General features: G+C 41.6%; 28 protein-coding genes, 2 tRNA genes and 1 pseudogene. 15 read left to right on the top strand and 16 right to left on the bottom strand.

Annotated features, from left to right (window positions below; genetic code table 11):
• Nucleotides 1-12: 12 nt before the first annotated feature.
• The 6 genes from cbiM to HF974_02450 form a co-directional block, all read right to left on the bottom strand.
• On the bottom strand, nucleotides 13-636 hold the full coding sequence (gene cbiM / locus HF974_02475; GenBank protein MBC2697203.1) for a cobalt transporter CbiM: 624 nt from the start codon (nucleotides 634-636) through the stop codon (nucleotides 13-15).
• Between the two features lie 86 nt (nucleotides 637-722).
• Nucleotides 723-1,172 carry a carboxypeptidase regulatory-like domain-containing protein gene (locus HF974_02470; GenBank protein MBC2697202.1) on the bottom strand — a complete coding sequence of 150 codons (450 nt, stop codon included), beginning with the start codon at nucleotides 1,170-1,172 and terminating at the stop codon, nucleotides 723-725.
• Nucleotides 1,173-1,301: 129 nt separating this feature from the next.
• Nucleotides 1,302-2,231: a DUF4198 domain-containing protein gene (locus HF974_02465; protein ID MBC2697201.1), complete on the bottom strand. Its 930-nt coding sequence runs from the start codon at nucleotides 2,229-2,231 to the stop codon at nucleotides 1,302-1,304.
• Nucleotides 2,232-2,843: 612 nt separating this feature from the next.
• A complete protein-coding gene (locus tag HF974_02460) occupies nucleotides 2,844-3,803 on the bottom strand; it encodes a type II methionyl aminopeptidase (GenBank protein ID MBC2697200.1) in 960 nt (319 codons plus the stop codon).
• Between the two features lie 355 nt (nucleotides 3,804-4,158).
• Entirely contained in the window at nucleotides 4,159-4,734 is a 576-nt protein-coding gene (locus HF974_02455) for a hypothetical protein (GenBank protein ID MBC2697199.1), read from the bottom strand.
• Nucleotides 4,735-4,897: 163 nt separating this feature from the next.
• Nucleotides 4,898-4,971, bottom strand: a tRNA-Val gene (locus HF974_02450).
• A gap of 292 nt (nucleotides 4,972-5,263) precedes the next feature.
• On the opposite strand from HF974_02450, the gene HF974_02445 reads away from it, so the two are divergent.
• Nucleotides 5,264-5,935 (top strand): hypothetical protein, encoded by a 672-nt coding sequence (locus HF974_02445; GenBank protein MBC2697198.1) that lies wholly within the window; start codon nucleotides 5,264-5,266, stop codon nucleotides 5,933-5,935.
• Nucleotide 5,936: 1 nt separating this feature from the next.
• Nucleotides 5,937-6,104, top strand: coding sequence for an AbrB/MazE/SpoVT family DNA-binding domain-containing protein (locus HF974_02440; GenBank protein MBC2697197.1), 168 nt, complete (start codon nucleotides 5,937-5,939; stop codon nucleotides 6,102-6,104).
• Between the two features lie 33 nt (nucleotides 6,105-6,137).
• Here the strand turns inward: HF974_02440 and HF974_02435 are convergent, their stop codons facing one another.
• Together HF974_02435 and HF974_02430 are read right to left on the bottom strand one after the other, a co-directional pair.
• Nucleotides 6,138-6,368: a hypothetical protein gene (locus tag HF974_02435; GenBank protein MBC2697196.1), complete on the bottom strand. Its 231-nt coding sequence runs from the start codon at nucleotides 6,366-6,368 to the stop codon at nucleotides 6,138-6,140.
• 255 nt (nucleotides 6,369-6,623) lie between these two features.
• Complete coding sequence (locus tag HF974_02430) at nucleotides 6,624-7,712, bottom strand: serine hydrolase (GenBank protein MBC2697195.1); 1,089 nt, start codon at nucleotides 7,710-7,712, stop codon at nucleotides 6,624-6,626.
• 546 nt (nucleotides 7,713-8,258) lie between these two features.
• Between HF974_02430 and HF974_02425 the strand changes: the two genes are divergently transcribed.
• Nucleotides 8,259-8,459, top strand: a complete 201-nt coding sequence (locus tag HF974_02425) for a hypothetical protein (protein ID MBC2697194.1) — start codon at nucleotides 8,259-8,261, stop codon at nucleotides 8,457-8,459.
• A 35-nt stretch (nucleotides 8,460-8,494) separates the two neighbouring features.
• On the opposite strand, the gene tnpA is transcribed toward HF974_02425, so the two are convergent.
• Nucleotides 8,495-8,722, bottom strand: coding sequence for an IS200/IS605 family transposase (gene tnpA / locus HF974_02420; protein MBC2697193.1), 228 nt, complete (start codon nucleotides 8,720-8,722; stop codon nucleotides 8,495-8,497).
• Nucleotides 8,723-8,871: 149 nt separating this feature from the next.
• Here tnpA and HF974_02415 point away from each other — a divergent pair, with 149 nt between their 5' ends.
• The 5 genes from HF974_02415 (at nucleotide 8,872) to HF974_02395 (ending at nucleotide 10,771) form a co-directional block, all read left to right on the top strand.
• Nucleotides 8,872-9,366 carry a hypothetical protein gene (locus tag HF974_02415; protein ID MBC2697192.1) on the top strand — a complete coding sequence of 165 codons (495 nt, stop codon included), beginning with the start codon at nucleotides 8,872-8,874 and terminating at the stop codon, nucleotides 9,364-9,366.
• A complete protein-coding gene (locus HF974_02410) occupies nucleotides 9,345-9,542 on the top strand; it encodes a hypothetical protein (GenBank protein MBC2697191.1) in 198 nt (65 codons plus the stop codon). The genes HF974_02415 and HF974_02410 overlap by 22 nt, the downstream gene beginning before the upstream one ends.
• A 14-nt stretch (nucleotides 9,543-9,556) precedes the next feature.
• Nucleotides 9,557-9,730: a hypothetical protein gene (locus HF974_02405; protein ID MBC2697190.1), complete on the top strand. Its 174-nt coding sequence runs from the start codon at nucleotides 9,557-9,559 to the stop codon at nucleotides 9,728-9,730.
• Between the two features lie 217 nt (nucleotides 9,731-9,947).
• Nucleotides 9,948-10,337 (top strand): nucleotidyltransferase domain-containing protein, encoded by a 390-nt coding sequence (locus HF974_02400; GenBank protein MBC2697189.1) that lies wholly within the window; start codon nucleotides 9,948-9,950, stop codon nucleotides 10,335-10,337.
• 5 nt (nucleotides 10,338-10,342) lie between these two features.
• On the top strand, nucleotides 10,343-10,771 hold the full coding sequence (locus HF974_02395) for a DUF86 domain-containing protein (protein MBC2697188.1): 429 nt from the start codon (nucleotides 10,343-10,345) through the stop codon (nucleotides 10,769-10,771).
• Between the two features lie 204 nt (nucleotides 10,772-10,975).
• On the opposite strand, the gene HF974_02390 is transcribed toward HF974_02395, so the two are convergent.
• Both HF974_02390 and HF974_02385 read right to left on the bottom strand, forming a co-directional pair.
• Nucleotides 10,976-11,239: a hypothetical protein gene (locus tag HF974_02390; protein MBC2697187.1), complete on the bottom strand. Its 264-nt coding sequence runs from the start codon at nucleotides 11,237-11,239 to the stop codon at nucleotides 10,976-10,978.
• A 110-nt stretch (nucleotides 11,240-11,349) separates the two neighbouring features.
• A complete protein-coding gene (locus HF974_02385; protein ID MBC2697186.1) occupies nucleotides 11,350-11,670 on the bottom strand; it encodes a hypothetical protein in 321 nt (106 codons plus the stop codon).
• 149 nt (nucleotides 11,671-11,819) lie between these two features.
• Between HF974_02385 and HF974_02380 the strand changes: the two genes are divergently transcribed.
• Nucleotides 11,820-11,984: a hypothetical protein gene (locus tag HF974_02380; GenBank protein ID MBC2697185.1), complete on the top strand. Its 165-nt coding sequence runs from the start codon at nucleotides 11,820-11,822 to the stop codon at nucleotides 11,982-11,984.
• 139 nt (nucleotides 11,985-12,123) lie between these two features.
• On the opposite strand, the gene HF974_02375 is transcribed toward HF974_02380, so the two are convergent.
• Nucleotides 12,124-12,197: transfer RNA gene (locus HF974_02375), tRNA-Val, on the bottom strand.
• A gap of 92 nt (nucleotides 12,198-12,289) precedes the next feature.
• A complete protein-coding gene (locus HF974_02370) occupies nucleotides 12,290-13,471 on the bottom strand; it encodes an argininosuccinate synthase (protein ID MBC2697184.1) in 1,182 nt (393 codons plus the stop codon).
• 147 nt (nucleotides 13,472-13,618) lie between these two features.
• Between HF974_02370 and HF974_02365 the strand changes: the two genes are divergently transcribed.
• Both HF974_02365 and HF974_02360 read left to right on the top strand, forming a co-directional pair.
• A complete protein-coding gene (locus tag HF974_02365) occupies nucleotides 13,619-13,783 on the top strand; it encodes a hypothetical protein (GenBank protein ID MBC2697183.1) in 165 nt (54 codons plus the stop codon).
• On the top strand, nucleotides 13,764-14,519 hold the full coding sequence (locus HF974_02360) for a hypothetical protein (GenBank protein MBC2697182.1): 756 nt from the start codon (nucleotides 13,764-13,766) through the stop codon (nucleotides 14,517-14,519). The genes HF974_02365 and HF974_02360 overlap by 20 nt, the downstream gene beginning before the upstream one ends.
• Before the next feature lie 147 nt (nucleotides 14,520-14,666).
• Here the strand turns inward: HF974_02360 and thiC are convergent, their stop codons facing one another.
• A complete protein-coding gene (gene thiC, locus HF974_02355) occupies nucleotides 14,667-15,947 on the bottom strand; it encodes a phosphomethylpyrimidine synthase ThiC (protein ID MBC2697181.1) in 1,281 nt (426 codons plus the stop codon).
• A 345-nt stretch (nucleotides 15,948-16,292) separates the two neighbouring features.
• On the opposite strand from thiC, the gene HF974_02350 reads away from it, so the two are divergent.
• The 4 genes and pseudogenes from HF974_02350 (at nucleotide 16,293) to HF974_02335 (ending at nucleotide 18,435) form a co-directional block, all read left to right on the top strand.
• On the top strand, nucleotides 16,293-16,457 hold the full coding sequence (locus HF974_02350) for a hypothetical protein (protein MBC2697180.1): 165 nt from the start codon (nucleotides 16,293-16,295) through the stop codon (nucleotides 16,455-16,457).
• A 359-nt stretch (nucleotides 16,458-16,816) separates the two neighbouring features.
• Nucleotides 16,817-17,311, top strand: a pseudogene (locus HF974_02345) (hypothetical protein).
• 321 nt (nucleotides 17,312-17,632) lie between these two features.
• Nucleotides 17,633-17,938 carry a hypothetical protein gene (locus tag HF974_02340; protein MBC2697179.1) on the top strand — a complete coding sequence of 102 codons (306 nt, stop codon included), beginning with the start codon at nucleotides 17,633-17,635 and terminating at the stop codon, nucleotides 17,936-17,938.
• Between the two features lie 41 nt (nucleotides 17,939-17,979).
• Entirely contained in the window at nucleotides 17,980-18,435 is a 456-nt protein-coding gene (locus HF974_02335) for a hypothetical protein (GenBank protein MBC2697178.1), read from the top strand.
• Here HF974_02335 and HF974_02330 read toward each other — a convergent pair.
• Together HF974_02330 and HF974_02325 are read right to left on the bottom strand one after the other, a co-directional pair.
• Nucleotides 18,432-18,617: a hypothetical protein gene (locus tag HF974_02330; protein MBC2697177.1), complete on the bottom strand. Its 186-nt coding sequence runs from the start codon at nucleotides 18,615-18,617 to the stop codon at nucleotides 18,432-18,434. The genes HF974_02335 and HF974_02330 overlap by 4 nt on opposite strands.
• A gap of 92 nt (nucleotides 18,618-18,709) precedes the next feature.
• Nucleotides 18,710-19,283 (bottom strand): DUF814 domain-containing protein (locus tag HF974_02325; GenBank protein ID MBC2697176.1); only part of this gene is annotated, 574 nt, incomplete at its 5' end.

Below are 19,283 nucleotides of genomic sequence, written 5' to 3'. Positions count from 1 at the left end.
TCCTATCCCTTCTCATTTTTTTATCTTTTTAATGCTCAACATTTCCGGTTTGACTATTACAAGGAATCCGGCAATTACTCCGGTAAAGATGGCCTCGACCAATATGAGCGGTATGTGTGCAGCCACAACAAGTGTGGTCACTTCAGTAAGTTCTTCACCGGTTACCAGAAGTTGAACTGCAAGTAACAATACGGCAAGTGCAACTGCTGTTCCTCCCGCGATCGCACCGAATATTACCTCATTTTTACTTATTCCAATATTAAGTTTCATTCCGGCTTTGAATATAAAAAAGGATATTATTGCAGGCACACCCATATTAAATGTATTGATCCCGATCGTTGTTAAGCCGCCATGCTGGAATAGGAAGAATTGCATCACAACAGCTATAAAAATACAGGGATACGCGAGTATTCCAAGCGTTACACCTGCAAATCCGCTAAATATTAAGTGAAAACTTGTAGGTCCTACCTGGAAATGGATCAACGACGCTACAAAGATCGCTGCCGTAATAACCGAGAGTTTGGGGACATCATCTATCTTCATCTTTCTGAGTGTATAAGCTAGAATTGCAACAGTGATCACCCAGCCGGATCCCCAAAGCCACGTTGCAAGTATGCCATCTGTAATGTGTACCATATACATCCCTTATTGCTTATTTACATATTTATTCGTATCAGATTATTATATAGATGTAGTAAAAGTTATTCTTATCAATCTGTGGATTATTGCGTTTTCATTTTCCGGGCCGAGAGATACGCTGTTATTCCGCCTATTCCGGCCAGGAATCCAAATCCAACAAGAACACTCAGGTATAACGGCAGTTCAGAATTTTCAGGCTGTGAACCTGCAGTCAGGTCAAACTCAAGTTCACCCTTGTGTCCTGTTAGCTCCACTACCACTCTATAACTTGAAGTACCCAGTCTGGGTGTGAAATTATATAATCCATTCTCATCAGTCTTGCCTTCAAGGTACAGCTCTTCCTGTTCATCCCTGATAGAATATATCTCTACATTTGCATTGGGCATAGGATCCCCACCACCGTACCATGCCTTTATCTGCACATCCATTACCTGTTCTCTTAAATGTACCCTGTGTGCGGATGCGGCAGGTATCAATACCGTGCACAAAACTAATACCAGTGCCAGAAGACTCAAACTTTTAATTATTCTCATGTTATATTATCCCCCTTTTCAACAACCATATCTTTATGGGACAAACCTACTTGACCATTGCCAGAGAGTGATCAATTTAAAAAAATAGACCGACAGGGGTTAATAACCCCTATTGATCTGAAGTCTATCCTACTTTCTCCTCAATACAAGGAAAAGTGCTGCAACCAACCCGGTTACTGCAATAATAGCTTCAAAGCCTGGCGTGCTGGATGTTGAAGACTGCGCAGCGGCCTGTTTTGCCTCCTCTGCTGCTTGCTTTGCCTCTGCTACTGCCTGCTGGAGTTCAGCAGATGATGAGCCCTGGGCTTCAGCAGGTGGGAATGCCTCTAGTACCGGAACGATGAACACACCTCTTACATTGCGCCCGCTGTCAGGTTCCATGGTGGCACCGACAAACCATATACCGGGTTCATCAAGTGAATACACGAACTCTCCGTTTGCATTGGACTTAGTAAGCCGTGTGAATACCATAGGTGGGTCATATGCGTACATTTCCTCTGCCAGTTCAACTATCTCTATGCCAAGATCCAGTGTATGGTATATTTCAACCTCTACAGGTGCATCTGTAAGCGGCTGACCATTGTACATTGCCTGTCCGGAGAATACAAATCCTTCCTCCATGCCATAGGGTCGCATGTATGAAAGGATCTCGGTCTGCTGTCCTACCTCTGCATCCCAGCCTTCCCACATCTCTTCACCGCTGTGGATCACGGCTTTGGTGTAGTCTATCAGATTCTCACCATCATCCTCATATTTGACAAATACAACAGTATCGCCATCCTGGTCAACAGTGAACGAGGCTTTATACGCCACAAAAGAAACCCCGGTATTTCCGTCTTCATCCATTCCTTCAACGGAAATCTCTTCAGGTGTAAGTTGCTCAACAGTGCCATCCGGCTTCATGACAGAAACCTCAGGTACAGTAGCCATATCAAATAATATATGCTCGTAGGGGTGTCCCCACATCATATATACTGTCTTTGTATCTCCCAGTTCTGCAATATAATCTTCGGGTGCTACATCCCACACCGTATCCGCAGAATCACTGGGGAAGACCATAGTAAAATGTGCACTTGCCATACCAGCAGATGCAATCAACAATAACACTGCAAGCAGGGTTTTTATTAAATTTTCTTTCATATTCTCACCTATTTATATCATTCATTATATAGAAATATATTTTTAATATATTTCTATATTATAATCATTTCTCTTATTCGTATGAATAAATAATATAAATAATTACCGCTTTTATATTATACCTATAGTTCAATACAAAAAGATTATGGGATTATACGAAACCGTTACATTACATGTTGGTATGATTTTTCCTTTGCATACTTTACAAGTAATGACATGAAATATCTATTACAATTAGTGTGAAAAATCGCAAAGCTGCGCTTCATGAGTTGTGCGTTCATGCTTTGATCAGAATAGTTGCCAGTAGTACCAATAATGATAAATTGTATTCACCAACACGAATTGTAACGGTCTCGATTATACACATACGTTTAATAATTGAAAACACATTTACTGATGCCGAAATCTTTAAAAGATCACGTATGAATAAACATATATAGAAGACGTCGGGCTGGTAGCCATTAATGTATTGATACTACTATCAATTACTACCATCCGATGTCAGTCAGTATTTTTTATAAATGTTATATGTTATGCGGTTATTACCCTGCAACCCTTATCTTCAACGATAACAGTATGTTCAGCCTGGGCTACCGGACATCCGCCAGACTCCATCAGGACAGGATACTTATGCAATTTTAGTACCATGTTATCAAGCTTGTCGGGCTCGTCCATCAATCGTCTGGTAAAGGGAAGTGTATTGAAGTGTGACAACAGTTTTTGGTATAACAGGCTTTTAGAATCCTTGTTGCCCACCAGGCTGTATATCCTTACCTCTCCCCGCCTGGTCCCGCCACGACCCAGGGTAGTAAAAGGCTCCACTGCCACGACATCCCCTGCATGAAGTACGTTCCCATAGCTTGCGCTCCCATAATTCGGGATATTGACACCACTGTGAATTATATACCTTTCCATACTATGACCTGTTAGATCAGTCATTGGAACGCAGTTATAGGACTTGATGACATTTTCTATAACTTTCCCAAGGTATTTGGTATTGACACCTTCCTGTATCTCATTGACGGCCGCATTCAAGGCTTCCCGTGCAGCTTTAATAAGTGTACGGTTGTGGTTGGTATCTACCTCAATGGTGTTAGCTGTATCAGCGATATAACCATTAATATGTACTCCTATGTCGATCTTTACTAAGTCTCCTGATGCAAACTTCCTATCTCCTTTCAATGGTGTATAATGGGATGCAATCTCATTGATGGAGATGTTGCATGGAAAAGCCGCCTCACCTCCCATCTGCCTGGTAAGCTCCTCGGCATATTCGGCTGTATCCAGTAACCGTCCCCCCTCTTCCACTGTGTTCAATGTCTGTTTCCTGACACTGGAAGCAATCCTGCCTGCTTCAATGTAATATTCCAGGATTTCAGTATCCATTCCAGTTCCTCCGGTTCTATTTATTCCTTCAGTTTCTCTGGTTTTTCCAGCTCCTGCTTTTACTGCCTGGATAATTTTATGCGATCCTGGAATCTGTTTTATCATTTTCATTCATCCGAATATTTTAGAGGAGTGCTCCTATTGCGTAAAAGGTTTGATTCACGCCAGGTAACTGAAACACGGATTAAACTGGTTGCACATATTACTTGAAAATTTGGGCAGCTCAAGAAAATGGAAATTCTAGACAGGATTAACAGGATACGAATCAATCCTGTATATCCCGTAAATCCTGTCAAAAGATTAGATTCAAACTAAGAAAATTACTTATATTGATATCGAAATGCGTTTTTACTGTCCTATACGGTAATATTACAAAAGAAACTGAAATCCATTTACCTTGATGGGGGGATTGGTGAATCTTGTCCCAAGGCCACTTGTAAGTACAATTTTCCAGGTATTATCACTGCTTACCCTCAACAGCACACAACAGTACTGCTGCCGCAATTCCCAGCCGCCTGTCAAGCAGGTTCTGTGTATCCTGGGAAAAATCAAGTGTTATCTTGATGATAAAAGGATTGAAGTTCTGCTTAAACGTGCTTACCTGTGTATCCCCTATGAATCCGTTATATGTCTGTGGGATCAGGCGGGTTAAAAAACGCCTGAACATGGCCAAAAACGTGCTATCCTCTTTGATAAGCCCTATTTCCCTGTCGTCTGCGTCCATGAATATCCATTCATCTTTCAAAATGGACTTGAGACCTTTTCGCTTCAGGGCACCTACTTTCTCATTTGTGGTCGGGTCCACTACATCATAGGCAGCAGAAAAGTCCAGTATACTCCTGGCCTTGATGGTCAATACCTCTTCCTGCATGTCCTCGCCTGTATATATGCGGATATCTTCTTTCAGTTTGAATGCCTTCATTTTGGAATAAAAGGCAACATTACCGTCAGGGTCATAGATATGGAAGGCAGCCCCGAACAATTTCAGTATCTTCCTGCGTACCAGGTATTTTTGGTGTGAGAAACTATCAGACATATTATTTCCTCATATTTTGAAAATAACCGGACCGGCTCAGGATATCCAAAACCCATCGGATCATTATAAATCACTTTTAATTAATAGTACTTAAAATCTTCAGTGATTTGATAAATATTATCATGAAATCCAGAAATTGCCCCGAGTAGATTAGGAGTAAAAGTGGGCCCGCGGAGATTCGAACTCCGGATCCCCGCCGTGTAAAGGCGATGTCATAACCAGCTAGACCACAGGCCCTGTATGTATTGTGCAAATTGTTGCGGTTTTTAGGCTTAACTTGTATTTAGTGATATATAGAGTTTTTCAAGTTACAGCCATTATGCATTTTCGCCAGATTTTTAACTTGGATGAGGATTTGAAGGAGTGAATTGAGAGGATAAAGGTACAATAGTCAGTGAAAATAGAATGCACCCGTAAGCTAACACATCATTAAATGAAGCAAAGCGGAAGCTGTTGAAGACCTATGGCATGCCTAAGCAAATCCATATGAAGATTGTCAAGGAAGTAGAGGAGACCTTCCATTCCCAGTATGTGCAAGGCTGCAGAAGAGCAGTGCGGAAAGGGCGATGCTGAGGCCTGCAGGACGGCCTGTGAGGATTGCGGGATCGAGGAGGTCTGTGCTCCTGTAGAGGTAAAACCTGCGATAACATGGCGTAATTTCCCTGACCATAAGTCTGAGACAAGGGCTGTGAAGGAAGCACTGAAGAAAGCCGGGATCGAGGCTGAAGTGAAGCACGGCAGGGGGACGGCATGGGGCTGGCTTGAGATCAATATTGGTGATCCCAGATTGCGGGATGGATTGAGACAGGGTCCTTTCGGGTCCCAGTATACTGATGAGGAGCTGACACTGTATGATAAGGTAATGAAGATTGCCAAAGAGGTCACTGGCAGGCAAGGGGATTATAATGGTGAGATTCTGGTGCTGGCGCAGGGATGGAGGACAAAATCAAGACCTGAAGTTAAGAAAAAGATAGATGTTCCGGTTATTCAAAAGATTCCCGAAGTGGTTCCTGAAAAGAAATCAGAGGTTAAGCAAATTGTGGATACTAAGCCTAAAGTAAAGAGAAAAAGGCAAAAGCACAGCCATCCTGAGATCGTTATGACTGAGTTCGGAAAGACTGTGATTAAAAAGGTAAAAGGCAGTACAATACGGCTTACTGCAGCTGATATGCGGGCTGATGCAATTTATATTGAGGTATGAGATGGAAGAGAATGTGAGACCTATTATGGCGCCTAGATCCAGGCCTTCGCTGCAGCATGTTTTTATTCCACCGAAGATACGGGCTTATTTTGATTTGAAAGTGGGAGATCTGCTGAAGTTTGATGTGGTTGAGAATAAGATTGTGATCAGAGTAGTTAGAAAAGATTAGACATGACCGACTCCCACGACCAGGTCGGGGTATCTAGGCAAATGCAATTCCATGATGTTCTTTTTGATTCTGAATATAATTGAAAACAGTATCATATTCATTAAAGCCAACAGTTGTTGCACATCCACCAGCACTCCATAGATGACCTTGCGGCAACCTTAGCCTACTATTTGGATGATTCTTGAAAAATCGATATGCAGAACCTCCTTTGATAAGTTGCATACCCTTAGATTCTGTGATATTATGTGGTAAAGTAACCATCATATGAACATGATTAGGCAATACTTCTAATACATGAACTTGCCAAACATGTTATAACAATATTTGGTTGCAAACTCAATATGCCAAAATTTTATTCCAACTTTGTGGCTGTAATGTTTTAGATTTTTCATTTTCGTCCTCCACAGACGATAGCTCACGCTACTTTTGAAAGGGTAAATTATTGCGTAACTTCGTCCGCAATTTATTTTTTTCTAGAATAAACGACCTAAAGGTCGGGGAATTAAACCCCTATGCTCGCTACCTCACATTAAATTTTAGTAATTCTTTAATAATTTTTGATATCATAAATTGAAGAGCTTTTCTTCTATAAGAAGAATCATTAAAACTTCCAATTATGTATGATTGGGTTAATGGATGATAAAACATAAACGCTCCTGTTACTCCGACACACCCCCAACATTCATACTTTTTAGGCATTAACAAAGGAATTGTTACAGGTTTCCAAATGGAATACCCATATCTATAACCAATAATTGGAAATCCCATATAAATATCATCATTTATCATTTTTTTGAATGTTTCTTTTTTTATAATTTTTCCTTCAACTAACACTTTAAAAAACAATAAATACTCTTCAAGCGGCGCACAAACACTTCCTCCTGCATAATCAATTTCATGAATGCCTTTAATAGATTTGAAGTTTGTACCATCAAGAAATAAATCTGCAAGACGATATCTTGATTTTATTTTTGGTTCTGAAAAACCATAGAGATATGAATTATTCATCTTAAGAGGGTTAAAAATTAACTCATGAGCTACTTCGTAAAATGCTTTTTTTGTAATAGACTCTATAATCAATCCTAATAAATAATAATTTGTATCTGTATAAAAATGTTTTTTACCTGGAACTGCAACAGGTTTTAGATTCTCTTTACCCCAAAAAATTGCTTCTCTTGTTGTCGGTTTGAAAGAACAGTCTTTTGACATTTTCTTAAATAAGTGATAAAAAACATCATATAATCCTGAAGTTTGCATTAATAAATTTCTTATTGTTATTTGTTCAGAATAATCTATTCCCTTATAAACATGTAAACCATTCATTAATTCTGAATCCAAAAATTTACTTATTTTATCATTAAAATTCAATTTGCCTTTTTCATACAAAATACTTATGATTGTTGCAGTAAATAACTTGCCTACGCTTGCTAGATGGATTGGTTGATTTATATTAGCATTAAAATTTTCTGTTTTTCCTTTAGCTAAATTTATATGAATATTTAATTTATCAGAATGAACTAATAGATAGGCATTTTTTATTTTTATATTTCTATCTACTATTTTATTAAAATTGTTTTCAATATTTAATTTTAGTGTTTGATTTGACATGTTTAAATTAAAGTATTTTTTCTTTTTGGTACTGTCCCATAATCCAGTTATGTAGTACAAAGTTGTAATATCATCACAATAAATACATAATTTATTTATAATGTAAAGTGATGATATTGCTTTGCATACAACATTACAACAATAAACAGCACCTTTAATAACTTTTCCGAAATCTCATTACTTCAAAAAGTTTTCAGTGGATTTGGTAATGAATACGAATATACAGAGAATGAGATTTTCCGTAAGAAAAAACCACCATATTGTCCAAAATGTAATAATAATATGGTGTATGATGGTTTTAACAGGTATACCAAAAAAGGTCTGGGCACCATAAAAATTGGCAAATATCTTTGCAAATTATGCAACAAAATACTCGAAGAAGATCGGAGTGTTTGGGAAAATTTCAAAACCTTATTTTCAGATTTACTTGGAGAACTTTATCAACATCTCAGATTAAATCACGTTGGCTATAATGCGATTTCATAGATAATGGAAATTATATTCCCACAATCCAAAAGTACTGTATTCCGGGAATTTAATCGAGTTATGGAAAATGTAGAAATACCTCCTTTAGAAAACGTTTTAATAGTAAACTATGATGAACAGTTTCCAAAAGAAGGGCATTCTCAAAAATACCACCTCGCAATACTAGATGCTGAAACTAAAAGACCGTTAGCAGATGAACTATTTGAAAAAAAAGAACCTGAAACGATAAAAAAATTTTTGTTGGCGAACTTAGACACGTAAAAACCGATATTCATAATAACGGATTTTTACTCAAGTTATCCGTCCATAGCCCAAAGATGATCACCACACCATTCCTTAAAATGAGGAAATTCCTTCCTGAGCACCCTACTACTTTTACCTTTGATCATCTTTGATATATAACTTACGGAATATTTTAGCGGGTATTTTATAAATAAATGCACATGATCCTGATTGACTGCAATATCGATAATTTCAATATCAAGCTCTTTGCATATCTTCCGGATGACTGCTTCAGTCACCATCGCTACATCTCCTCCCAATATCTACCTCTATATTTAGGACTGAAAACCATATGATCAGTAAGCAGCGACACAGTATGTCTATCATGTCTTAATTCTTTTGACATCTCCCTACATCAGATTAATAAAAAATGTCTTAATTATTAAAAAATATGCTAAAGCTCTATGAAAGTATTCATAAAAATACCTTTATTAGAACATCAATTCACCGTTCACTCCTGAAACTTTCTCAACCTTATAACACCTCTCCCACCCAATTCTCCTCAAAACAATTCGGAGGAATCAAAAAAATGGTAATGGAAGAACTGATGCTTGTAAACCCGACAGGGTCAGGACGCAAGCGTCGAAGAAAACAGAAACCCTTGCAGATCATCTTCCCGAAGACGGTCCGCAAGCTGAGAGCCAATCCCAAAACCCTTGCAGATCATCTTCCCAAAGCCTATCCGCAAGGGGGTAACCTCACCGGCAAACACGTTGCTGGTTCCCTGGGTGGGGCAGCTGCGACTATAGCAGTCCCCAACGCCATGCGACTTAGGGGATGGGGTGATGTGATTAGTAGTGTTGCTGTGGACATAGGCGGCGTTATTGCTGAGAAGCAGATGGATGAAGGCTCAGCGGTGTTTTCATGCTCACTGGCATGGGCGTGACCGGGCTCAATACTGTCAAGCAGCTCATGAGAACTGCCAAAGGAAGAAACATCAGGAGACGAAGACGGTGGTTCTACAGAAGAAGTCTGGAAGACGATAAGTTCGACGGCATGGATGATATTGGAATAGACGATTTCGGTATTGATGACTTTGGCGAGGAAGTAATCGAGACCTAAAGGAGTGAGACGAGATGACATTCTTTTACCCATTGAGAAACAAGCATGCCTTTGAGACCTTTGATAAGGCATACAAAGAGAAAGAAAGTGAAAAAGTCCACGTATGGAGCCCGCAGGGCTTCATACGTGTGCGGCCCGCTACTGGCCAGAGTAGCTGTGGAGCAGGAGCTTTCACGGATGTTAGATGATGAGGGTGTACCCGAGGCGCTGGAATGCGAAAGGGAGGTTGCGAGCGTGGATGGTTGTGCAATTGAGCTTGCGACGGGATCGAGAGCGGAAGCGATCGGGACGCAGGTTGAACGGGCTGTGTATGAAGTGTTGAGATAGTGAGTGATGTATTGCGAACTAGCATTAAGGCACATCACAACATATTTATCTGATATATAGTTTTTATAGTATAATACTATGAAGCTTAATGATGTCGTTACTAACTTAACGAAATTTGAACTTGTTCATTCTATTATCCTTTATGGTTCAAGGGCAGTAGGAACCCAGAGAGAAGAAAGCGATTTTGATTTATGCATCATACCGGATCCCGGTGTGAGTATTAGTTTTAAAGAGAGAATAGCCCTTGAAAACTCGATACCACAGAATATTGATCTTTCATTGATGGGGGAACTGCCTGTAAACATCCGGAAGCGGGTCTTTCTTGAAGGTAAAGTACTCTTTACAAAAGATCTCTATTACATCCTTACTCTTTCAAAGGAAACAGAGATGGAATATGTCAGGTATGAACATCTCAAAAGGGACTATCATAAAGCTGTTATGAATCGGGTCAGGGCAAAACTCAGGTGATTGATTTGGACAAAGAACGGATAACCGATAAAATGGATGATCTGGAACAATGCTTAAGGGAACTTGAGGAATATCTTCCTGCGGCAGTTGATGAATATCTGTGCAGCGGAATGAGGAGAAGGGCATGCGAAAGAGCATTCCAGTTAGCATGTGAAAATCTACTTGATATCTGCAACATGATTATATCGGATGAGGGGTTGGGGATACCGATTGACAGCAAAGACTCCATAAGTAGGTTGTGTCAGTGTGGTGCAATACCGAAATCCCTTTCATCACGGCTCGAGGAATTAACAGGATTTCGAAATCTCCTTGTCCATCAGTACGGTAGGGTGGACGACTCGATAGCGTATAGAAGTCTGCGAGATGAGTCAGGGGATTTTTATGAATTTCTTGAAGAGATCGAGAAATTCATTACATCGAAGATAGACAGTTGAACGCAAGAATGTTGGGAGCATTGAGATGGGTGGTTGATAGTTCCTATTTTGCTCTCTTAATAAACATTTTTGGTATGCTGCCTTTCTGGCGGCTGAGGCAGATGAACCTGTGCGGATGACACACCTGATGCAGGCTGCCGTGCTTAGTATATCAGAATTGAACAGCCGCTGACTGACGCTGAGATCGGAGGGGGGATATGAAGCCTAAGAGTTCATATCCAACTTTAACAATTCCAAGGGTACCTGCAATCTTATGTTCTCCTTTGAAACTTTTCTGGCATCCAGATCATCAAGAGCAGCTATGCCATTCATCTGTTTTGCTAAAGCTATGACCCCTGCCTCTCCGGGATGAAGTGATTTTAAATATGCAGCATAATTATTCACAGGCATTACTTTTATCCATTTATCGCCACCCGACTCTCCGGTCGTAACAGCCAGAAGGGCATCGTCAAATATAATTTCTTTCAAAACCGTCGTAGGTATTATCGCCTGCAGGTTCAACTTATGCAATATCTCGCGCAAAAGTTAGAATCTTCCGATCTCGCAGAAAGCACTTATGACGCTATTGTCTAAAATTATCAATTTATTTCACCTTTTAAGGTAAGATAATCCTTTCTCAATTTTTCAGCACTCTCTGCGCCCAAACGTGGATTTATTCCTTTTTCCACAAGAATTTTTTTCATTTCAATAGAAGATACTCCTGCAATTTCTGCAGCTTTTGTAAGGGATATCTTTTCCATTTTATAGAGGGTTACGGCAATTTCCTTTGTATCGTATTCTTTCATCAGGTGGCGGATAGAGTCCCTCACAGCCTCAGCAACATTATTATAGAGTCCTGCATCTATGAGCTGCCTTAGATATAATTCCAGTTCACCTTTAATCTCAACAGTGGTTGACATTTTATATTTCTTGAATAATCATGTGGTATTTCAAGTTGATCAAGTTTTGCCTCTTTTAAATTGTCAAAAGTTGCGACGGCACACCCAACCGCAGGAGACGAAGATGGCGATCCTACAGAAGAAGCCTGGTAGATGATGAGTTCGATGGCATGGATGATATTAGAATTGATGACCTCAGCGAGGATGAGTTCCTCGATGATGAGGACGACCTGCTGGGCGACTTCATGGGAAACACTGATGAACTGCTGGACATTGGAGATATCACTGATCTCGGCAAGGAAGTAATCGAGACCTTAAGGAGAAAGACGAGATGACATTCTTTTACCCATTGAGAAACCAGCATGCCTTTGAAATCTTTGATAAGGCATACAAAGAGGAAAAAAGTAAAACAGTCCACGTATGGAGCCCGCAGGGCTTCATACGTGTGCAGCCCGCTACTGGCTTGAGTAGGAGTGGGCCCGCGGAGATTCGAACTCCGGACCTCCGCCGTGTGAAGGCGACGTCATAACCGACTAGACCACGAGCCCACCAATGCTTTATCCTAAAATAACACTGGCTCTAATATTACCAATATAAGATAAGACTATCGCAAACACGCGATAGTCCCTTCACTTGAATATTAATCCTGCTTTGTCCTTTGGTATATCCTGGCCTGGAACCCGTGATACTTGGCCACACCCTCTGCATCCTTCTGGTCGATACATGACTCATCAAACGTCACCAGTTTAGAAGAATATAATGCACAGGGCGAGCTTCTGGCAACCACATTAGCACTTCCCTTGTACAACCTGACCTTCACAGTTCCCTTCACACGCTCCTGTGTAGAATCAATAAAAGCATTCAGGTCATGGTACAGCGGCTCATCCACCAGCCCCATATATGCAAGCTTTGACCATTCATCATCCACCCTGGCCTTAAAGCTCAACTCACGCCTGGTAAGCACCAGCCGCTCAAGGTCGCCATGGGCAGTCAGCAGTATGGTAGCAGCCGGATGTTCGTAGTTCTCCCTTGCCTTCAGGCCCAGCACCCTGTCCTCTATCATATCGGTCCTGCCCACACCATGCCTGCCGCCTATGAGGTTTAGTTCGGTTATCAGAGAAACACCATCCATGGATGTACCATTCAAGGATACCGGGACACCGTCTTCAAATCCGATCCCGATGATCTCGGCTTCCGGTCCATTCTCAGGAGACTGGGTCCACTCAAATATCTCCTCAGGCGGAATAAAATCAGGTTCCTCCAGTTTTCCGCCCTCGATACTGCGACTCCATATATTCTCATCAATACTCCATGGCTTCTCCTTAGTTACAGTGACCGGGATACCATGCTCTTTTGCATAGTCGATCTCCCATTCCCGGGTCAGGTTCATATCCCTCATAGGTGCCAGTACGTCCATATCAGACGACCGGAACACAGCTTCGAACCTCAACTGGTCATTGCCCTTACCAGTACAGCCATGGGCCAGTGCCCCGGCACCTTCAGCCAAAGCCACTTCCAGCACCTTCTTTGCAATAAGCGGCCTTGCAATGGCAGTTCCCAGTACATAGCCCTCATAATTCCCATTAGCCTTGATGAGAGGGAAAATATAATCCTTTACAAATTCGGCTTTTACATCGATTGTATAATTTTTATCACTGATCAATTCGGCCTTTTCTTCAGCATTTTTTATTTCTTCTTCTGGCTGGCCTACATCCACGATCACTGTGATAACATAATCCAGATTATAATGCTCCTTAAGAATCGGTATGCACACAGATGTGTCAAGTCCGCCTGAATAGGCTAATACTACTTTTTTTTCCATTTTTAATCATATCCTTTTTGTTATTATCATTCTATGGAAATATAACTTTCATACTTCGAATAATATATAAGATATTTGAGTTATCTATAACCATTGTAACATAATAATAATCTTATCAAGATATTCAAATGAATGGCGGCATAATAAATGGTTCATGATGTGCTAAAGAAGTTTGAAGTAGAAGATAAGGCCACAACTGAAGCACCTGAAGAAGAACCGCTTGAATTTGAACAGGATTTTATAAGTTTAATTTATATTAAAACTGAAAGTAATGATTTTGGAGAACTAGCTGATGTCCAGGCAGAAAGTTAACAAAGGATCTGAACAGGAACCCATAGAACAGGAAGAAGTGGTTCCTGAAGGAGAAAAGGCTGATATCAAGAATGGTATATTGACTGTTAAGGATATTGTTAAACCAGATCTAAAAGAAACCCAATATATTGAAAAAACGCCGGAAGAACCTGTTCTGAAAAAGTTGCCGCCAAAACCAGTAATTGAAAATAAGAAAACGCCAGAACATGCAATTAAACGCATCGGGTATCTTATAACAGACCCAAATCTCATAACGCGATTATCGGTTGTACAGGACATTGATGAGAAGAAAGAGGAGGAGGCACAAGAATCTGACATTTCCCCTGTGGCAAATACAGGAACTCAAGAAGAGCTCAAAGCAGATGAAACCATTTTTGATGATATTACCCTAGATATGATAAATACAGTTTTCGAAGAACTTTCAAATGAAGATTGGATAATTAATGTGGGTCTGGCAACTAAGGATGGAACACTTATTTCTGCCATTAAACCGGATTCAATGGACAAAAGTGTTCTTAAAAAAATTTACGACATGCTCTATTCTGGAGAAATATCTCCAGAAAAAGAGGGTTTCAGAAACCGGGTAAGCATAGAAAACCCGGATAAGCTCCTGGTGGCCTTGTGCATAGGTAATAAATACAACTTGACAATCTTCGCAGTACCTGATGTACAATTTGGAATCGTACTTTACCAGCTTGACAGGACAGCTGATAAATTGGAACAGATATTACAATAGCGTAAATTTTCATGATGTTTTTACTTTTCATTGTAATTCAGGAACAAAATCCTCGCTAAGCCTCGGATTTTCTTGAGTATGTCAGGTTATACTTGATATACTAAAAAAAGAAAAACGAGCGCCTCTCCGACGCCCTGGTTATTGCAGTTATTTTGCAATATTGAAATTCTCTTTTACGATCTTCAATGCACAATAATCGCCGCACATGGTGCATGCCTCGTTATCTTCCGGTGCCCTGCTGTTCCTGATATGCCTGGCATGTTCAGGGTCGATAGCAAGTTCATACATCTTTTCCCAGTCCAAGTCACGGCGTGCCCTGCCCATTGCAAGGTCCTGGTCGCGCTTACCCAGCTTGATCATATCCCCGATATGTGCCGCAATGCGGGATGTGATAACACCAACCCTCACATCCTCCACGTTTGGCAGTGCAAGATGTTCCGCAGGTGTTACGTAACACAAGAAATCGCACCCTGCCGCACTTGATATGGATGCACCGATCGCGGTCACGATATGGTCGTACCCGGGTGCAATATCAGATACCAGCGGACCCAGCACGTAGAATGGTTTATCGCCACTCAATCGCTTCATTAACTGCACATTGGTCTTTATCTCGTCTATGGGTACATGTCCCGGACCCTCAACTATGACCTGCACGCCAGCATTATGGGCCCTGTCTGATAGCTCTGAGTTCATGACTAGTTCCTGGATCTGCGCCCTGTCTGTGGCATCATGCACTGCAGCAGCCCGCATACCATTGCCCATGCTCAGTGTGACCTCGTGCTCTTTCATTATCTCAAGCAAGTAGTCGAACTCACTGTACAAGGGGTTCTCTTTTTCATTGTGGACCATCCAGGCGGTCATGAATGCGCCGCCTCTGGAACACAGCCCGCCGTAGCGTCCCTGTATTTTGAGCCGCTCCATGGTAATAAGGTTGATACCTGTATGTATGGCCATGAAATTCGTGCCCAGTTTTGCCTGGTCTTCTGTGGCCTTGAATAGTTCGTCCTCTTTCATGTCCACTACTGAGCCGTATTTTATTGCAGCCTCGATAAAGGCCTGGTATAGGGGCACACAACCGACAGACAGTGATGTGGCTTCGATAACGCGCTTCCTTATTTCAAGGAAGTCGCCGCCAGTGGATAGTTCCATCAGTGTGTCAGCTCCGGCAGCCTCTGCTGCTTTTGCTTTCTCTACTTCCATTTCAATATCCATGATATCCGAGGATGTGCCGATGGAGGCGTTGACCTTGGTGGTCAGGCCTTTGCCTATGCCGCAGTGCTTGATCTCTCGGTATGGGGTTACAGGGATCACTATCTTTCCTGATGCCACGCCTCTTCGCACGAAGTCTGGCTCGACGCCCTCTACCGCAGCCACTGTTTTCATCTCTTCTGTAATATTGCCTTTTTGTGCTTCTTCGATTATACTCATGTATGATGCTCCAGATTGGATTTTTGTCGGTTGCTGTTAACACTGCTAACCCATATAATATTTTTCAAAAGGTAAATTTGAGTTCAAATCAAGTAAACTTGATTTAATACAAGTTTGTTTGAATATATGGTGAAGATAATCCTTTTCTTAATCCAGATGTTATCCATACACCCTGAAGTTCTGCTCACCCTTAACTCCCCTGGCGGGGGCATCATAGCAATCCTGTCAGCCGCTGGAATCTATTTCACCATCCCCTGGTCTATTTTATCATACTATGGTCAATTTTCTCAATAAAAACGTAAAAAACCCTCAAGTATGCTATATAATAAATTGTAATAACTAATTATGAAGACCATATCAGTACGGCTGACAGAGCAATATATCCATGATAATGAAGAAGCAACCGGGCAGGAACTAATAGACAAAGGCACCATGCTTCGTAAGCTCATAGGAAAAGGTTTGAGGGAGTACCGCATTAAAAAAAGCATTTGGATCCTATTCAAAAGGTAGAATATCTTTGTGGAAGGCAGCAGGTAAGGCAGGAATAACCAATTGTCAAGTCAACCTTCAAGTGTCATTATATTAAGGGCATAGGGCACAATTCTAAAATCAAATTAATCAACAATTATATTAGACGCAGATTTACACTGATTTACGCAGGTGCAACCTTAAATCAGCGTTAATCTGCGTTAATCAGCGTCTTGAAAATTACTGGAAAATATAAACGTGTCAGATCATATATGTTGCAATATTGTATAGTTGACACGACACTACAGGGTAACCCTTGAGGAACTGAAGGTATGAAATATTCCGTTCAGGTATGAAAAAGAGGACCTGGATGTAGACATCCAATGGGCGCTGCATGAGAAATGACAGTTAGCAATTCAGGTCCGTTGATCCACCTTGCTATGATCGGCAGGTTGGACCTTTTAAAGCTACTTTTCGGCAGGGTGGTTATTCCTCGTACTGTCAAAATGGAAGTCGTGGACAGGGGAAAGGAAGAGGGTAAGGCGGATGCTTTTCTGATAGAGGGGGAGATTGAGAATGGATGGATTGTTGTTGAAGACCCTGTTGATAGTGTAGAAGACATCGCAGATAGTGCAGGGATAGATGCGGGAGTGGCTGAAGCTATTATGCTGGCAAGAAGCAGGCAGTGCCCGGTCCTGGTTGACGACCTGGCTGCCAGGAGGTTTGCTGCCGGGCTGGGATTGGAGGTTACAGGTTCTACTGGTGTGGTGGTCAGGGCGGTTAAAGTTGGGATGATATCCAGGGATGAGGGGCTGGTTGCTCTGGAAAAACTGGCACTGGTTATGTGGCTTAATGTGGGTGTTTATGAGGATGTGCGGAAGGTTGTTGAGTGGTTGGGTTGGGGGAGGAGATTCTGTCTTTTTTATCCCGCAGACCTTCCAGTATGTCTTCCATGGATTTTGTGCCAAGGGCACCGTACATTGATTTCTTTAGCAAAACATCACCTTGCGAATATACATTGTTAATATGCAATAAAAATGACTCTTGCCTTCCTCACACTCGACTCTCCTGGCGGCAGCATCATAGCAATCCTGTCAGCCGATGCGTTCAATTTCACCAGCACCCTGTCTTTCAACATATCCACCAGTATCTTGTGAACTACCAGAGCAATAATTTTATATTATACGTACTCAATACGTATTAGACGGGTATTCAGTATGCACATAAAAAAGACAATTACCTTACCTGAAGAATTAGAAAGAGATGTGCAAAACCAGCTTATTGGAAAATATTATTCAAATCTCTCTGATGTCATACGGGATGGGCTCAGGCGGGTTCTTAAAGATTATGAGCACAACAGCGAAATAAATGCCACTGCCAAACTTTACCAGGAAGGAAAAATTACAATCAGGGAAGCTTCTGATATTACAGGAATTCCTCTTAGGGGTATTCTCCATGAGTTCGGTAAAAGGGGTACCTACATCAGGTACTGTGAAGACGAACTCAAAGAGGATATTGAATGATAGTTGTGAGTGATTCCACACCCCTTATACACTTTGCGTAAGTGGGTAAACTGGAATTGCTAAAATCAGCCTATGGCAAACTTGTCGTATCAAATGCTGTATTTGAAGAAACTGTATCCGAGGGCATTCTATTAGGGGAAGAGGATGCATTCCTGATTGAAAATGAGGTGGGTAAATGGATAAAAGTTGTAGCACCTCAAGATGATGCCACCGTTTTATCAAAAAAGTACAAAATACATGAAGGGGAAGCAGCTTCTATACTGCTTGCCATGCAACTGAATGCAGACTTTTTGCTGATAAACGAAAAAGATGGCAGAGCAGCGGCGAAAGCTTCGGGTATAAAGGTTAAGGGAACCATTGGCGTGATATCCGACTGCATCAAAAAGCAGATAATAAAACCGGCAGAGGCTATTGAAATTTTGTTAGAATTCAAGAACAATCCTTCGGAATACTGGATCAATCCGGAAATAATCGATATAGCAATTGAAAAGTTCTAAGAGATTAATGTATCAGTAGAATTGCTGTTTTTTTCAAGTTCACGAAGTTCTGTATATCTTCCGGCCTTGAAATCTTCTCTGCTTTCTTCGATTTGTTGCATAAGTTCCGGGTCCGACAAAATCTCCAGAGTGGATTTCATAGATTCGTATTCATCACTCGAAATAGTAACCCATCGCACCATATGTTCTCCCAAATATTTTATCTCCCAGGACATTTATTCAACTATTACATCACATTGCACAAATATTGTTTTACCAGACTGCTTGATATATTCTACCTCTTCACACTCGACTCCCCCGGCGGCAGCATCATAGCGATCCTGTCAGGCGAAGCAATCGACTTCACCAACTGCCTATCCCCCACCTCGTCCACCAGCATCTTGTAAACCTTCTTGGCAATATCGTTCTGGCTGAACCCACCCGGCTCCACCTCAACCACATACTGCGCCAGCCTACGCACAACCCCTGGCGGCCCGCCCACCAGCCTCACTGCCCCTTTCAGCTGGATCCCCACTGCTGCACCCACCAGGGCAGTCATATAATTGCGCTTGCCCCTGATAATGAACGAACCCCTGGGCACGAACTCACCACTCTCAGGGGTCTTGGACACCTGCCCTGGCGTAACCCAGTAACAGTCACCATCAGCCCGGCCTGACTTCCACACACCCGAGTTGGAGACCACAAACATAGCAGCCTCCTCCAGCGTAGTCTGCGGAACTTCCTTACCTTCAGTCTTTACGACAACCACTGGCGAGCCAGGCGCTTCAGTATGGAAAAAGACATCCCGCTTTTCCATATACTTCTTAACCACTTCCTCATTAGTGCCCGCATCCCTGCCCCCTATAACT

Source organism: ANME-2 cluster archaeon, assembly GCA_014237145.1.
Taxonomy (GTDB): Archaea; Halobacteriota; Methanosarcinia; order Methanosarcinales; family Methanocomedenaceae; genus Methanocomedens_A.
Note: the sequence above shows the minus strand (reverse complement) of the source record. Positions and strands in the feature narration are given on the sequence as shown.

Excerpts from the sequence above, each read along its gene's own strand:
- tnpA (MBC2697193.1), bottom strand. The coding sequence starts at position 8,722 with ATGGTGACTGAAGCAGTCATCCGGAAGATATGCAAAGAGCTTGATATT.
- HF974_02370 (MBC2697184.1), bottom strand. The coding sequence starts at position 13,471 with ATGGAAAAAAAAGTAGTATTAGCCTATTCAGGCGGACTTGACACATCT.
- HF974_02465 (MBC2697201.1), bottom strand. The coding sequence starts at position 2,231 with ATGGTCTTCCCCAGTGATTCTGCGGATACGGTGTGGGATGTAGCACCC.
- HF974_02340 (MBC2697179.1), top strand. The coding sequence starts at position 17,633 with ATGCACATAAAAAAGACAATTACCTTACCTGAAGAATTAGAAAGAGAT.
- HF974_02400 (MBC2697189.1), top strand. The coding sequence starts at position 9,948 with ATGAAGCTTAATGATGTCGTTACTAACTTAACGAAATTTGAACTTGTT.
- HF974_02380 (MBC2697185.1), top strand. The coding sequence starts at position 11,820 with ATGGATGATATTAGAATTGATGACCTCAGCGAGGATGAGTTCCTCGAT.
- HF974_02415 (MBC2697192.1), top strand. The coding sequence starts at position 8,872 with ATGCTAAAGCTCTATGAAAGTATTCATAAAAATACCTTTATTAGAACA.
- HF974_02445 (MBC2697198.1), top strand. The coding sequence starts at position 5,264 with ATGTGCAAGGCTGCAGAAGAGCAGTGCGGAAAGGGCGATGCTGAGGCC.
- HF974_02440 (MBC2697197.1), top strand. The coding sequence starts at position 5,937 with ATGGAAGAGAATGTGAGACCTATTATGGCGCCTAGATCCAGGCCTTCG.
- HF974_02425 (MBC2697194.1), top strand. The coding sequence starts at position 8,259 with ATGGAAAATGTAGAAATACCTCCTTTAGAAAACGTTTTAATAGTAAAC.
- HF974_02350 (MBC2697180.1), top strand. The coding sequence starts at position 16,293 with ATGAAGACCATATCAGTACGGCTGACAGAGCAATATATCCATGATAAT.
- HF974_02365 (MBC2697183.1), top strand. The coding sequence starts at position 13,619 with ATGGTTCATGATGTGCTAAAGAAGTTTGAAGTAGAAGATAAGGCCACA.
- HF974_02435 (MBC2697196.1), bottom strand. The coding sequence starts at position 6,368 with ATGATGGTTACTTTACCACATAATATCACAGAATCTAAGGGTATGCAA.
- HF974_02330 (MBC2697177.1), bottom strand. The coding sequence starts at position 18,617 with ATGGTGCGATGGGTTACTATTTCGAGTGATGAATACGAATCTATGAAA.
- HF974_02410 (MBC2697191.1), top strand. The coding sequence starts at position 9,345 with ATGCTCACTGGCATGGGCGTGACCGGGCTCAATACTGTCAAGCAGCTC.
- HF974_02455 (MBC2697199.1), bottom strand. The coding sequence starts at position 4,734 with ATGTCTGATAGTTTCTCACACCAAAAATACCTGGTACGCAGGAAGATA.
- HF974_02385 (MBC2697186.1), bottom strand. The coding sequence starts at position 11,670 with ATGTCAACCACTGTTGAGATTAAAGGTGAACTGGAATTATATCTAAGG.
- HF974_02470 (MBC2697202.1), bottom strand. The coding sequence starts at position 1,172 with ATGAGAATAATTAAAAGTTTGAGTCTTCTGGCACTGGTATTAGTTTTG.
- HF974_02460 (MBC2697200.1), bottom strand. The coding sequence starts at position 3,803 with ATGATAAAACAGATTCCAGGATCGCATAAAATTATCCAGGCAGTAAAA.
- cbiM (MBC2697203.1), bottom strand. The coding sequence starts at position 636 with ATGGTACACATTACAGATGGCATACTTGCAACGTGGCTTTGGGGATCC.
- HF974_02430 (MBC2697195.1), bottom strand. The coding sequence starts at position 7,712 with ATGTCAAATCAAACACTAAAATTAAATATTGAAAACAATTTTAATAAA.
- thiC (MBC2697181.1), bottom strand. The coding sequence starts at position 15,947 with ATGAGTATAATCGAAGAAGCACAAAAAGGCAATATTACAGAAGAGATG.
- HF974_02405 (MBC2697190.1), top strand. The coding sequence starts at position 9,557 with ATGACATTCTTTTACCCATTGAGAAACAAGCATGCCTTTGAGACCTTT.
- HF974_02360 (MBC2697182.1), top strand. The coding sequence starts at position 13,764 with ATGTCCAGGCAGAAAGTTAACAAAGGATCTGAACAGGAACCCATAGAA.